This window comes from Nocardioides dongkuii (assembly GCF_014127485.1).
GTDB lineage: Bacteria > Actinomycetota > Actinomycetes > Propionibacteriales > Nocardioidaceae > Nocardioides > Nocardioides dongkuii.
On record NZ_CP059903.1, the window covers coordinates 3,344,980 to 3,357,317 of the forward strand.

Below are 12,338 nucleotides of genomic sequence, written 5' to 3' on the forward strand. Positions count from 1 at the left end.
CGTCGAGCCCGGCGGGCCCCCTCGTAAGGTGCCCTCCATGACGTCCGCCGACCTGCCCGCCCTGCTCGAGACCGCCCGGGCCTGGATCGCCGACGACCCCGACGAGCGGACGCGCGCGGAGCTCGAGCAGGTCCTCGCCGGGGCGGAGGCGGGCGACGAGACGGCCCTCGCCGACCTCGCGGACCGGTTCGACGGCACCTTGGAGTTCGGCACCGCCGGCCTGCGCGGGCCGCTGGGCGCGGGGTCCAACCGGATGAACCGGGTCGTGGTCGCCCGCGCCGCGGCCGGGCTGGCGGCGTACCTCCGCGACACCGGCGCGCGCGGCTCCGTCGTCATCGGGTACGACGCCCGCCACAACTCCGACGTCTTCGCCCGCGACACCGCCGAGGTGATGACCGGAGCCGGGTACGACGCGCTGCTGCTCCCCCGGCCGCTGCCCACCCCGATCCTGGCCTACGCGATCCGCGAGCTCGGGTGCGCGGCCGGCGTGATGGTCACCGCGAGCCACAACCCGCCGGAGGACAACGGCTACAAGGTCTACCTCGGCGACGGCAGCCAGATCGTGCCGCCCGCCGACACCGGCATCGCCGAGCGGATCGCGGCCGTCGGGCGGTACGCCGACATCCCGCGCGGGCGCGCCGGGCGGGTGCTCGACGAGACCGTCCTGGACCGCTACCTCGACACGGTCGCCGACCTCGCCGTCGACGGGCCCCGCGACCTGAACATCGTCTACACCCCGCTGCACGGCGTCGGCGGCACCGCGGTGGTGCAGGTGCTGGAGACGGCCGGGTTCTCGCCGCTGCGCGTGGTCGCCCAGCAGGAGCAGCCCGACCCGGACTTCCCGACGGTCGCGTTCCCCAACCCCGAGGAGCCGGGCGCGATGGACCTCGCGATGGACCTCGCCGAGCAGTACGGCGCGGACCTGGTGGTCGCCAACGACCCGGACGCCGACCGGTGCGCCGCCGCCGTCCCGGGCCCGCACGGCTGGCGGATGCTGCGCGGCGACGAGGTGGGGGCGCTGCTCGCGCACGCGCTGCTCTCCTCGGGCAAGCAGGGCACCTACGCCACCACGATCGTCTCCTCGAGCCTGCTCCGCACCATGGCCGCGGCCGCCGGCCAGCCGTACGCCGAGACGCTCACCGGCTTCAAGTGGATCGGCCGGGTCGAGGACCTGGCCTTCGGCTACGAGGAGGCGCTCGGCTACTGCGTGGACCCCGAGCACGTCCGCGACAAGGACGGCATCTCGGCCCTGTTGTTGCTCTGCGAGCTGGCCGCGGGCGCCAAGGCCGAGGGGCGCGGGCTCGTCGACCTGCTCGACGACCTCGCCCGCACCCACGGGCTGCACGCCACCGACCAGCTCTCGGTGCGGGTCACGGACCTCGCGCAGATCGGCGCGGCGATGGAGCGGCTCCGCAGCGCCCCGCCGGCGGTGCTGGGCGGCCTCGCCGTCGAGCGCGTCGACGACCTGTCCCTCGGCGGCGCGGGGCTGCCCCCGACCGAGGGCCTCCGCTTCGTGCTCGCGGAGGGCGCCCGGGTGGTCGTCCGCCCGAGCGGCACCGAGCCGAAGCTGAAGTGCTACCTGGAGGTCGTGGTGCCGGTCGAGGCGGACGGCGACGTGGACGCCGCCCGGATCTCGGCCACCGGCCGGCTGGACGCCGTGCGCACCGACATCGCCGCCGCGGCCGGCATCTAGAGGACCAGCGCCGCCACGAACGCCACGACCGTGCCGGTGAGCAGCCCGATCTCCAGCCACGCCGGCTCCCGGCGTACCTGCCGGGCCAGGTCCTCCTGCTCGGGGGAGAACCGGGCGACCCCCTCCATCGCCCGGGCGTCGTCGACCAGCCGCCGCAGCCGGTCCTCGACGTAGTCGGGGTAGGACTTGGTGGCCAGCGCCGCGGCGCCGGCCGCGTCGGGCCGCGGCGCCGAGCCGCCCTTGACGACCTGGCGCAGGGACCGGCCCAGCGCCGGCGAGACGAACCGCCGCTTGCCCACCCGGACCGCCAGCACCTGGCGGACGGCGAGCTCCTCGACGGCGGCGAGCGGGATCCGCACCGTCTCGAACGAGTTGCGCAGCACCAGCAGCCGCCCCTCGACGGCGACTCCCGGCTTGAGCATCGTGGCCCAGACCAGGACGGCGCCCACCAGCGCGGCGGCCACGACCTCGGCCGGGAGACCGTCGGGGCCGTCGACCGCGCCCGCCACCGCCAACACCAGGGCCACCAGCAGGCCGAGCACGCCCATGACCCGTCCGCTCGTCGGCCGGAACCGCTCAACCGGCCCCTCGTGCCCTGCCACCAGCGGCTCCCTTCGCGTTTCGGTCCCCATCGGGGCCAACCCTATGCTGGGCGGGTGACAGCCACCCCCAGCGTCGCGGGTGCCTCCGACTTCGCCGACCTCACCGGGTCCGACGCGAGCCTGCGACGATTCCTCCACGGCCTGCCCGGCGTCGACCAGGTCGGCGCCGAGGCCCGCGCCGCCACCCTCGGCACCCGGTCGATCAAGACCACCGCGAAGGCGTTCGCGATCGACCTGGCGATCCGGATGGTCGACCTCACCACGCTGGAGGGCCAGGACACCCACGGCAAGGTGCGCGCGCTCGCCAGCAAGGCGATGCGCCCCGATCCCACCGATCCCGACTGTCCCCCGACCGCCGCCGTCTGCGTCTACCCCGACATGGTCGGCGTCGCCCGGGAGACGCTCGGCGACAGCGGCGTGCACGTCGCCTCCGTCGCCACGGCGTTCCCGAGCGGCCGCGCCGCCCTCCCCGTCAAGCTCGCCGACACCCGCGACGCCGTCGAGGCCGGGGCCGACGAGATCGACATGGTCATCGACCGCGGCGCCTTCCTCTCCGGCCGCTACCTGCAGGTCTTCGAGGAGATCGTCGCGGTCCGCGAGGCGTGCGGCCCGGCCCACCTCAAGGTGATCTTCGAGACCGGCGAGCTGCAGACCTACGACAACGTACGGCGGGCCAGCTGGCTGGCGATGCTGGCCGGCGCACACTTCATCAAGACCTCGACCGGCAAGGTGCAGCCGGCCGCCACCCTCCCCGTCACGCTGGTGATGCTGGAGGCGGTCCGCGACTTCCGCGACGCGACCGGCCAGATGGTGGGCGTCAAGCCCGCCGGCGGCATCCGCACCACCAAGGACGCCATCAAGTACCTCGTGATGGTCAACGAGGTCTGCGGCGACGACTGGCTCGACCCGGACTGGTTCCGGTTCGGCGCCTCCACGCTCCTCAACGACCTGCTCATGCAGCGCACCAAGATGCGCACCGGCCGCTACTCCGGCCCCGACTACGTCACCCTGGACTGATCGCGATGACCACCCCGTTCACCTACGCCCCCGCCCTCGAGTCCCGCTCGGTCGTCGACATCAAGCCGTCGTACGGCCTGTTCGTCGGCGGCGAGTTCGTCGACGGCGGCGGCACGGCGTTCAAGACGATCAACCCGGCCACCGAGGAGGTGCTCGCCGAGGTCGCGGAGGCCGACGAGGCCGACGTCGACCGCGCGGTGCGCGCCGCCCGTACGGCGTACGACAAGGTCTGGTCGCGGATGTCGGGGCGCGAGCGCGCGAAGTACCTCTACCGGATCGCCCGGATCATCCAGGAGCGCAGCCGCGAGCTCGCGGTCCTGGAGTCGCTCGACAACGGCAAGCCGATCCGCGAGGCGCGCGACGTCGACGTGCCGACGGTGGCGGCGCACTTCTTCTACTACGCCGGCTGGGCCGACAAGCTCGAGTACGCCGGGTACGGCAGCACGCCGCTCGGGGTCGCCGGGCAGATCATCCCCTGGAACTTCCCGCTGCTGATGCTGGCCTGGAAGGTCGCGCCCGCGCTCGCGTGCGGCAACACCGTCGTGCTCAAGCCGGCCGAGACCACGCCGCTCACCGCGCTGCTGTTCGCCGAGATCTGCCAGCAGGCCGACCTCCCGCCGGGCGTCGTCAACATCGTCACGGGCGCCGGCGCGACCGGGCAGGCCCTGGTGGCGCACCCCGGCATCGACAAGGTCGCGTTCACCGGCTCCACCGAGGTCGGCAAGGCGATCGCCCGCACCGTGGCGGGCACCGACAAGCGGGTCACCCTCGAGCTCGGCGGCAAGGCCGCCAACATCGTCTTCGACGACGCCCCGCTCGACCAGGCCGTCGAGGGCATCGTCAACGGCATCTTCTTCAACCAGGGCCACGTGTGCTGCGCGGGCTCGCGGCTGCTGGTGCAGGAGTCGATCGCCGAGGAGCTGCTGGCCCGCCTCAAGCGCCGGATGACGACGCTGCGCGTCGGCGACCCGCTGGACAAGAACACCGACCTCGGCGCCATCAACTCCGCCGAGCAGCTGGCTCGCATCCACGAGCTCTCCGCGGTGGGCGAGGCCGAGGGCGCGGGCCGTTGGGCGCCCCCGTGCGACCTCCCCGAGAAGGGTTTCTGGTTCCCGCCGACGCTGTTCACCGGCGTCTCCCAGGCCCACCGGATCGCCCGCGAGGAGATCTTCGGCCCGGTGCTCTCGGTGCTCACCTTCCGCACCCCCGCCGAGGCGGTCGAGAAGGCCAACAACACGCCGTACGGCCTCTCCGCCGGCGTGTGGAGCGACAAGGGCTCGCTGATCCTCTCGATCGCCAATCAGCTGCGGGCCGGCGTCGTGTGGGCCAACACGTTCAACAAGTTCGACCCCACCAGCCCCTTCGGTGGCTACAAGGAGTCCGGCCACGGTCGCGAGGGCGGCCGGCACGGCCTCGCGGCGTACCTGAAGGGAGCCGAGGCGTGAGCGACCGCATCGACGTCCGCAAGACCTACAAGCTCTACATCGGCGGGGCCTTCCCCCGCTCGGAGTCCGGGCACTCCTACGAGGTGCGCGACGCCGGCGGCGCGTTCGTGGCGAACGCCGCGCTCGCCTCCCGCAAGGACGGCCGCGACGCGGTCGTCGCCGCCCGCAAGGCGTTCGGCGGCTGGTCGGGCCGCACGGCGTACAACCGCGCGCAGGTGCTCTACCGCGTCGCCGAGGTGATGGAGGACCGCCGCCCGCAGTTCGTGCAGGCGGTCCAGCAGTCCGAGGGGCTGCGGGCCAAGGACGCCGACCGCGTCGTCGACGAGGCCGTCGACCGGCTGGTCTGGTTCGCCGGGTGGGCCGACAAGGTCACCCAGGTCGTCGGCGGCGCCAACCCGGTCGCGGGGCCGTACTTCAACCTCTCCACCCCCGAGCCGACCGGCGTCGTCGCCGTGCTGGCGCCGCAGGCGTCCTCACTGCTCGGGCTGGTCAGCGTGATCGCGCCCGTGGTCGTCACCGGCAACACCGCGGTGGTCGTCTCCTCCTTCGAGCGCCCGCTCCCGGCGGTCACCTTCGCGGAGGTCCTCGCGACCTCCGACGTCCCCGGCGGCGTGGTCAACATCCTCACCGGCTCCGCGGCGACGATCGGTCCGTGGCTCGCCTCGCACATGGACGTCAACGCGATCGACCTCGTCGGCGTCGCCGGCGACCCGGCGCTGGCCGCCGAGCTCGAGGTCGCGGCCGCCGACAACCTCAAGCGGGTACGCCGCGCGCCGGCCGCCGAGCCGGACTGGGCCGTGGAGCCCGGACTGGGCTCGATGACCGCGTTCCTCGAGACCAAGACCGTCTGGCACCCGATCGGGGTCTAGCGCCACGCTGCGGCGTCCGCCAGCTCGGTCATGGCGGCCTGCACGTCGCCCGCGGCCAGCGGCGCGTCGGACTCGAGCCGGAACTCCATCAGCACGGACTCCGACACCAGCGCGACCATCGAGCTGGTGCCGGCGGCGCCGTCGTCCGGGAGCGCTGCGCACGCCCGGCGCTCCGGCCCGAGCCAGTCGACCTCCTCGCCCGGCACGTCGTCGACGATGCTGCCGAGCACGGCGCACCGCTTGTCGAACTGCTCGGTGGCGGAGGCGGGGACCTCGTCCTCGCTGGTCGCCGGGACGGGACGCCGCTGCACGGTGACCGCCCCGCCGTCCGTCTCCTGCCGACAGGTCCCGTCCTCGACGAGCGGACCGCCGCTCGCGCTCCAGCCGACCGCGTCCAGTGCCGCGGGGGGCACCAGATCGGTGCAGTCGGCGGCACTCGTCGGGTCGTCGGTCGGGGCGGTGGGCTCGTCGGCCTCGTCGGAGCACCCGCCCAGGAGGAGGGTCAGGGTGGCCGCCGTCGCGACCGCGTGGCGGAACATTGCAGGACTCACGCGTGCGGACCTACCCAGCACGGTCCCGGCTGAACCTCACCAGGTCTGCTCGACCCGCTCCGTCAGCATCGTGAGGCCCGCACGCAGGGACTCGACCGGGGTCGGCGTCGAGGCGACGACCTGCACCTCCACGAGCGCGAGGTCGTCGGTCAGCACGTACATCCGCGCGACGCCGGTCTCGGAGCCCTCCTCGAGCTCCAGGAGGCACGCCTCGGTCTCGCCGAGCCACGTGGTCTCCTCGTCGAGGACGCCGCCGGACTCCTGCTCGAGGCCGGAGCAGGCCTCCCGGTACGCCGTCCGCGAGTCCTCGTCGTAGCCGGCCGCGAGGTCCTGCCGCTCGCCGACGGTGAGCACGTCGCCACCGCCCGACCACTCGCAGCGGCCGACCGACTCCCCCGCCGTCCCGCCGGGCGTCCACCCGAGGGCCGTGACCACCTCGTCGTCGACGAGCTGGTCGCACGTCTCGGAGGAGACCGGCGTCGGGTCGGCCGACTCGACCGTGTCGGTGCCCGGGGTCGCGCCGGCGTCCGTGTCGTCGCCGCAGCCGGTGAGCGCGAGGGCGCCGAGCAGCGTGGCCAGGGCGAGGGCAGGGGTCCGGACCATGGCTCCGGCGTACCCGGCGCCTCTCCCGCGGAAACCTGGACGCCGGGGCGTTTGACCTGGGGACGACGGCGGTAGGAAGGCACTCGTGCCCGGCGACACGATCCCTGACCAGCAGACCGCGAGCGGTCTCGACGACGAGGGCTGCCTGTCGGTGACCGTCGACGGCGCCGACCGCGTCGTCGAGGTCCACGTCGTGACCGACGCGCCCCGTCTCCGACGGCCCGACGGCCTCCGGGCCGCCGTCGACGAGGCGGCGCGCGCGGCGCGGGTCGCGCGGCGCGACGCCGGGCGGCCCGACGTCGCGGTCGGGAGCGGCATGCCCGAGGCCGTGCGCGCCACGCACCAGCCGGTCGTGGCGGTGCAGAACTGGATGGGCACCGGCTGGCGGCCCGACCCGGCCGACCTGGTCCCCCACCACTACGACACCGACGACCTCGGGCCGACCACCGGCGTCTCCGACAACGACTGCGTCAGCGTCACCCTCGGCCTCGCGAGCGCCGGGGGCATCGTCACCGCCGACCCGGGCTGGCTCGCCAACGCCCGCACCTCCCACCTCGAGCGCGCCGTGCTGCAGGCATTCGACCAGGCCTACCGGAAGCGAGACGACCGATGACCGACCGGGGATCCTTCAACGTCCAGAGCGAGGCGCTGCGCCGCGCCGCGGCGATGTGGGCCACCGCCGCCACCGACATGGGCAAGGCCCTCACCGAGATCGGGCCGGGGGTGGGGGGCGGCGACTCGTTCGGCGTCCTCGCGGGGTCCTCCGGCGTCTCGGGGCACTACGACGAGTGGAGCAGGGAGATGCAGAAGGCGCTGCAGACCGGCAAGAGCAACTTCGAGTACCTCGACGCCGCGCTGGTCTCCACGGCGAACGACTACGACGGCACCGACAGCACCGTCGCCGCCGACATGCAGACCCTGGACAGGATGATCGAGCAGTGAGCGGCGACCCGAAGACCTTCGCCGACCTCCTCGAGCAGTTCAACGAGAAGTACGGCGACTTCCAGGACCAGTTCTGGGACTCCTACAACAAGATCATCGACATGCTCAACGGCGCCGCCGCCTCCTTCGGCCAGTTCCTCGACGACATCCTTCCCGGGAAGAACGAGGTCGAGCACGCGATCAAGAAGTGGAACGACGAGATCGAGCCCGCGCTCACGAAGGGGATGCGCGAGATCCAGGAGAAGCTCGAGGACGCGGTGAACAGGCTCGCCGGCAACCCCGGGAACCTCCAGATCTGGGCCCAGAACTACGTCGACGCCCAGGGCATGATCTTCAAGCAGCGCAACGAGGTCGAGATCGCCAGCGACGTCGAGGGGGCGTGGTCCGGCGCGGCGTACGACAAGTACAAGGCCGTCTCCGACGTCCAGCACTCCCACCTCGAGAAGCTCGGCGAGGCGCTGGAGGAGGGCGGCAAGCTGACCAGCGCGGCCGCCAACAAGATCCTCGAGCTGTGGCGCAAGCTGATCTACGAGTTCGCGTCGTTCGGCACCGACATCCTCGACATCCTCGCCAGCGCGACCGACGCCTCGAAGATCATCTCCTTCGAGGTGCCGACGATCATCGAGGCGGTTGCCAAGGTGTGGCAGAAGGTCGTCAACATCACCGACCTCCTCCTGGAGTTCATGAACGCCCAGGCGACCACCGACACGATCAACTGGCAGGCGCTGGCCAACACCTCCGGAGGCGTCGCGAACAACGAGTGGCCGCTGATCTCCGAGGGCGCCAGCGACACCATGAACGACGGCGGCGCCTGGGTCCCCCAGCCCGCCTGAGGGCCCCCGACGACGCGCGGGCGCGCTCGGGCAGACTGTCCCGGTGCGCGCCCGTGTGATCGTCCTCGCCGGCCCCTCGGGCGCCGGCAAGTCCCGGCTCGCCGAGCGGATCGGGCTGCCGATCCTCCGCCTCGACGACTTCTACAAGAGCGCGGGCGACCCGACCCTCCCCCTCATCCGCGAGGGCGCCAATGCCGGGCTCGTCGACTGGGACGACCCGCGGTCCTGGGTGCTCGAGGACGCCGTGGCCGCGATGACCGAGCTGTGCCGGACCGGGCACGCGGAGGTCCCGATCTACGACATCGCCCACGACGGCCGGTGCGGGGTCCGCACGCTCGACCTCGCCGGCGGCCCGTTGTTCGTGGCGGAGGGGATCTTCGCCCAGGAGGTCGTGCCCGTCGCCCGGGAGGCCGGGCTGCTGGCCGCGGCGTACTGCGTCCGCCAGCACCCGCTGGTCACCTTCTGGCGACGGCTCACCCGCGACCTGCGCGAGCACCGCAAGCCGCCGCTGGTCCTGGTACGCCGGGGCCTGGCGCTGCTGCGCGACCAGCGGCGCGTCGTGGACCACGCGGTCGCGCTCGGCTGCGTGCCGGTGACTCCCGAGGAGGCGCTGGCCGCCTCCCGCGAGCTGGCCGCGGCGGCGACTCCCCGCTAGTCGAGCTCGGCGGCCAGCGAGGCGTACGCCGGCTTGAGGACGCGGCGGATCAGGTCGAAGCGCTCGTCGAAGGGCAGGAACGCCGACTTCATCGCATTGACCGTGAACCACTCCAGGTCGCCCACGCCGTACCCGAAGGCCTCGACCAGCGACCAGAGCTCGTCGGTCATCGAGGTGCCGCTCATCAGCCGGTTGTCGGTGTTCACCGTGACCCGGAAGCGGAGCCGCCGGAGCAGCCCGATCGGGTGCTCGGCGATGGAGGCGGCGGCCCCGGTCTGCACGTTGGAGGCCGGGCACATCTCGAGCGGGATCCGCTTGTCGCGGACGTACGCCGCGAGCCGGCCCAGGACCACCTCGCCGTCGTCGCCGACCGTGATGTCGTCGATGATCCGGACGCCGTGGCCGAGCCGGTCGGCGCCGCACCACTGGATCGCCTGCCAGATCGACGGGAGCCCGAAGGCCTCGCCGGCGTGGATGGTGAAGTGGGAGTTCTCGCGCTGGAGGTACTCGAACGCGTCGAGGTGGCGGGTGGGCGGGTAGCCCGCCTCCGCGCCCGCGATGTCGAAGCCGGCCACGCCGCGCTCGCGCCAGGCGACGGCGAGCTGGGCGATCTCCATGGAGCGGGCCTGGTGGCGCATCGCGGTGAGCAGCTGCCGTACGGCGATCCGGCCCCCGGCCGCCTCGGTGGCCTGGTCGAAGCCCTCCTGGACCGCGGCGACGACCTCGTCGAGCGTCAGCCCGCCGGCGACGTGCTGCTCGGGCGCGTAGCGGACCTCGGCGTACACGACCCCGTCGGCGGCGAGGTCCTCGACGCACTCCCGCGCCACGCGGGTGATGGCCGGACCGCTCTGCATCACCGCGACGGTGTGGTCGAAGGTCTCCAGGTAGCGCTCGAGCGAGCCCGAGTCGGCGGACTCCCGGAACCACCTGCCGAGCGACTCGGCGTCGGCCGCCGGCAGCTCGTGCCCGCAGTCGGCGGCCAGCTCCACGATGGTCTGCGGACGCAGTCCACCGTCGAGGTGGTCGTGCAGGAGCACCTTCGGCGCCCGCAGGACCAGGTCGCGGGAGAGAGCGGTAGGTTCGGCGGCGGTGGCGCTCATGGCGTCATCCCACCACAGACCACCGAAGCGGAGGGCAACCCCACGATGCGCGTCTTCACCAGCCTGGACGAGGTGGCGGCGGCCGCCGGGCAGGACCTCGGCAGCACCGACTGGATCGAGATCGACCAGGAGCGGGTCGACCGCTTCGCCGAGGCGACCGGCGACCACCAGTGGATCCACGTCGACGTGGAGCGCGCGAAGGACGGGCCGTTCGGCGGCACCATCGCCCACGGCTACCTCACGCTGTCGCTCGTGCCGTGGCTCGGCAGCCAGGTCTTCGAGCTCGACACCCCGGGCGCCAAGCTCAACTACGGCGTCAACAAGGTGCGCTTCCCCGCCCCGCTGCTCGTCGGCAAGCGGGTCCGCGGCCACGTCGCCTTCGGCGAGGTCACCGACGTGCCCGCGGGCACGCAGCTGATCATCCGCTACACCGTCGAGATCGAGGGCGAGCCGAAGCCCGCCTGCGTCGCCGAGACCGTCGTCCTGCTGCTCTCGTAGCCACCGCTACCCTTCGCGGCGTGCAGGACTACCGAGACCACGACGCCGTCGGCCTGGCCGAGCTGGTACGCAGCGGGCAGACCACCCCGGAGGAGCTCCTCGCCGCCGCGCGAGCCCGAGCCGCGGAGGTCAACCCCCGCCTCAACGCGATCATCCGGGAGGTCGACCCCCCGGCCCCCCAGGGTCCTGCGCCCGAGGGCGGCCGGCCCTTCGAGGGCGTGCCGTTCCTGCTCAAGGACCTCCACCAGGACCTGCGCGGCGTGCCCACCAGTGGGGGCAGCCGATCCCTGAAGGACCTCCCCGCCGCGGAGACCGCCGCCGTGGTCGAGCGGTGGGTCGAGGCCGGGCTGGTGATCTTCGGCAAGACCAACACCCCGGAGTTCGGCGCCAAGGGCATCACCGAGCCGCACGCCTTCGGGCCCGCACGCAACCCGTGGAACCCCGAGCACACCCCGGGCGGGTCCTCGGGCGGCAGCGCCGCGGCGGTGGCCGCGGGCGTGGTGCCATGCGCGGCGGCCAGCGACGGTGGCGGCTCGATCCGCATCCCGGCGTCCGCCTGCGGCCTGTTCGGGCTCAAGACCAGCCGCGGCCTGCTCCCGCACGGTCCCGCCCACGGCGAGCCGATGGGCGGCACGGCGACCGACGGCGTGGTCTCCCGGAGCGTCCGCGACACCGCGGCGATGCTCGACGTGCTCGCCGGCCCGACCGACGTGTCGGGTTACCTGGGCGGCGGGATCCCCGGAGACGGGTTCGCCGCAGAGGTCGGCCGGGACCCGGGTCGGCTGCGGATCGGGGTGACCTCCGACAGCGCCATCAACGCGGACCCCGACCCGGAGGCGCGCGCCGCCGTACGACGGGCCGCGGACCTGCTCACCGAGCTCGGCCACGAGGTCGTCGAGGTGGCCAGCCCGGTCGACGACGCCCGGCTCGCGGAGGAGTTCCTCACCACCTGGTTCGTGCACTGCGCCGTCGCGGTGGCCGAGGCCCGCGAGGCCTCCGGTGCCGGCGAGGACGCCTTCGAGCCGGACACCCGGGTGATGGCGGCCCTCGGCCGGGCCACCAGCGCCACCGACTACGTGCGGGCCGTCGAGGGGCGGCACCACCACGTACGCCGGCTCGCCGCCTTCCACGCCGACCACGACCTGCTGCTCACGCCGACCACCGCCACCCCGCCCCCGCGGGTCGGCGCCTTCGACCTGCCCGCGCCGGTCGCGCTCGCGCAGCGGGTGCTCCTGGCGGCCCGTGCCGGCAGCGTGCTCCGGTTCACGCCGATCGTCGACCAGCTGATCAGCGAGAACCTCGGCTGGGTGCCCTACACCCAGCTCGCCAACCTCACCGGGCGCCCGGCGATGAGCGTCCCGCTGCACTGGACCCCCGCCGGCCTGCCCATGGGCGTGCAGCTGGTCGGTCCCCTGGGCAGCGACGCACGGCTGCTCCGCCTCGCGGCCGAGCTCGAGCAGGCCGCGCCGTGGTGGGACCGGCGGCCCGCGATCTGATCCTCGACAAGCCTCGGCCGCGCCAGCAGGATGT

14 protein-coding genes are annotated in these 12,338 nt (G+C 73.4%); 10 read left to right on the top strand and 4 right to left on the bottom strand.

All coding sequences use genetic code 11. The annotated features are described in order from the left end of the window. Positions 1-37: 37 nt before the first annotated feature. Positions 38-1,693, top strand: a complete 1,656-nt coding sequence (locus tag H4O22_RS16150) for a phospho-sugar mutase (protein WP_182524361.1) — start codon at positions 38-40, stop codon at positions 1,691-1,693. Here H4O22_RS16150 and H4O22_RS16155 read toward each other — a convergent pair. Next, positions 1,690-2,241 carry a hypothetical protein gene (locus tag H4O22_RS16155; RefSeq protein WP_182524362.1) on the bottom strand — a complete coding sequence of 184 codons (552 nt, stop codon included), beginning with the start codon at positions 2,239-2,241 and terminating at the stop codon, positions 1,690-1,692. The genes H4O22_RS16150 and H4O22_RS16155 overlap by 4 nt on opposite strands. 108 nt (positions 2,242-2,349) lie before the next feature. Here H4O22_RS16155 and deoC point away from each other — a divergent pair, with 108 nt between their 5' ends. Genes deoC through H4O22_RS16170 form a run of 3 tightly spaced genes read left to right on the top strand, consistent with a single transcriptional unit; the run spans position 2,350 to position 5,626 of the window. Continuing rightward, positions 2,350-3,312, top strand: coding sequence for a deoxyribose-phosphate aldolase (gene deoC / locus H4O22_RS16160; RefSeq protein WP_182524363.1), 963 nt, complete (start codon positions 2,350-2,352; stop codon positions 3,310-3,312). A 5-nt stretch (positions 3,313-3,317) separates the two neighbouring features. Further along, positions 3,318-4,757 (top strand): aldehyde dehydrogenase family protein, encoded by a 1,440-nt coding sequence (locus tag H4O22_RS16165; RefSeq protein ID WP_182524364.1) that lies wholly within the window; start codon positions 3,318-3,320, stop codon positions 4,755-4,757. Then, complete coding sequence (locus H4O22_RS16170) at positions 4,754-5,626, top strand: aldehyde dehydrogenase family protein (protein ID WP_182524365.1); 873 nt, start codon at positions 4,754-4,756, stop codon at positions 5,624-5,626. The genes H4O22_RS16165 and H4O22_RS16170 overlap by 4 nt, the downstream gene beginning before the upstream one ends. On the opposite strand, the gene H4O22_RS16175 is transcribed toward H4O22_RS16170, so the two are convergent. After that, entirely contained in the window at positions 5,623-6,177 is a 555-nt protein-coding gene (locus tag H4O22_RS16175) for a hypothetical protein (protein WP_182524366.1), read from the bottom strand. The genes H4O22_RS16170 and H4O22_RS16175 overlap by 4 nt on opposite strands. Positions 6,178-6,213: 36 nt before the next feature. Further along, positions 6,214-6,780 carry a hypothetical protein gene (locus H4O22_RS16180; RefSeq protein ID WP_182524367.1) on the bottom strand — a complete coding sequence of 189 codons (567 nt, stop codon included), beginning with the start codon at positions 6,778-6,780 and terminating at the stop codon, positions 6,214-6,216. 85 nt (positions 6,781-6,865) lie between these two features. Here H4O22_RS16180 and H4O22_RS16185 point away from each other — a divergent pair, with 85 nt between their 5' ends. From H4O22_RS16185 to H4O22_RS16200, 4 genes are read left to right on the top strand one after another with little or no spacing between them, the layout of a single operon-like run. Further along, positions 6,866-7,393, top strand: a complete 528-nt coding sequence (locus H4O22_RS16185; protein WP_182524368.1) for a hypothetical protein — start codon at positions 6,866-6,868, stop codon at positions 7,391-7,393. Beyond that, entirely contained in the window at positions 7,390-7,722 is a 333-nt protein-coding gene (locus H4O22_RS16190; protein ID WP_182524369.1) for a hypothetical protein, read from the top strand. The genes H4O22_RS16185 and H4O22_RS16190 overlap by 4 nt, the downstream gene beginning before the upstream one ends. Then, positions 7,719-8,555: a hypothetical protein gene (locus H4O22_RS16195; protein ID WP_182524370.1), complete on the top strand. Its 837-nt coding sequence runs from the start codon at positions 7,719-7,721 to the stop codon at positions 8,553-8,555. The genes H4O22_RS16190 and H4O22_RS16195 overlap by 4 nt, the downstream gene beginning before the upstream one ends. A 43-nt stretch (positions 8,556-8,598) precedes the next feature. Further along, positions 8,599-9,210, top strand: a complete 612-nt coding sequence (locus tag H4O22_RS16200) for an ATP-binding protein (protein ID WP_182524371.1) — start codon at positions 8,599-8,601, stop codon at positions 9,208-9,210. On the opposite strand, the gene H4O22_RS16205 is transcribed toward H4O22_RS16200, so the two are convergent. Then, positions 9,207-10,310 (bottom strand): adenosine deaminase, encoded by a 1,104-nt coding sequence (locus H4O22_RS16205; RefSeq protein ID WP_182524372.1) that lies wholly within the window; start codon positions 10,308-10,310, stop codon positions 9,207-9,209. The two genes, H4O22_RS16200 and H4O22_RS16205, sit on opposite strands and share 4 nt — an antisense overlap. Before the next feature lie 45 nt (positions 10,311-10,355). Here H4O22_RS16205 and H4O22_RS16210 point away from each other — a divergent pair, with 45 nt between their 5' ends. Together H4O22_RS16210 and H4O22_RS16215 are read left to right on the top strand one after the other, a co-directional pair. After that, positions 10,356-10,808, top strand: a complete 453-nt coding sequence (locus H4O22_RS16210) for a MaoC family dehydratase (RefSeq protein ID WP_182524373.1) — start codon at positions 10,356-10,358, stop codon at positions 10,806-10,808. A gap of 20 nt (positions 10,809-10,828) precedes the next feature. Further along, positions 10,829-12,304 carry an amidase gene (locus H4O22_RS16215; RefSeq protein ID WP_182524374.1) on the top strand — a complete coding sequence of 492 codons (1,476 nt, stop codon included), beginning with the start codon at positions 10,829-10,831 and terminating at the stop codon, positions 12,302-12,304. Positions 12,305-12,338: the final 34 nt, after the last annotated feature.

Excerpts from the sequence above, each read along its gene's own strand:
- H4O22_RS16210 (WP_182524373.1), top strand. The coding sequence starts at position 10,356 with ATGCGCGTCTTCACCAGCCTGGACGAGGTGGCGGCGGCCGCCGGGCAG.
- H4O22_RS16155 (WP_182524362.1), bottom strand. The coding sequence starts at position 2,241 with ATGGGCGTGCTCGGCCTGCTGGTGGCCCTGGTGTTGGCGGTGGCGGGC.
- H4O22_RS16190 (WP_182524369.1), top strand. The coding sequence starts at position 7,390 with ATGACCGACCGGGGATCCTTCAACGTCCAGAGCGAGGCGCTGCGCCGC.
- H4O22_RS16150 (WP_182524361.1), top strand. The coding sequence starts at position 38 with ATGACGTCCGCCGACCTGCCCGCCCTGCTCGAGACCGCCCGGGCCTGG.
- H4O22_RS16165 (WP_182524364.1), top strand. The coding sequence starts at position 3,318 with ATGACCACCCCGTTCACCTACGCCCCCGCCCTCGAGTCCCGCTCGGTC.
- H4O22_RS16180 (WP_182524367.1), bottom strand. The coding sequence starts at position 6,780 with ATGGTCCGGACCCCTGCCCTCGCCCTGGCCACGCTGCTCGGCGCCCTC.
- H4O22_RS16205 (WP_182524372.1), bottom strand. The coding sequence starts at position 10,310 with ATGAGCGCCACCGCCGCCGAACCTACCGCTCTCTCCCGCGACCTGGTC.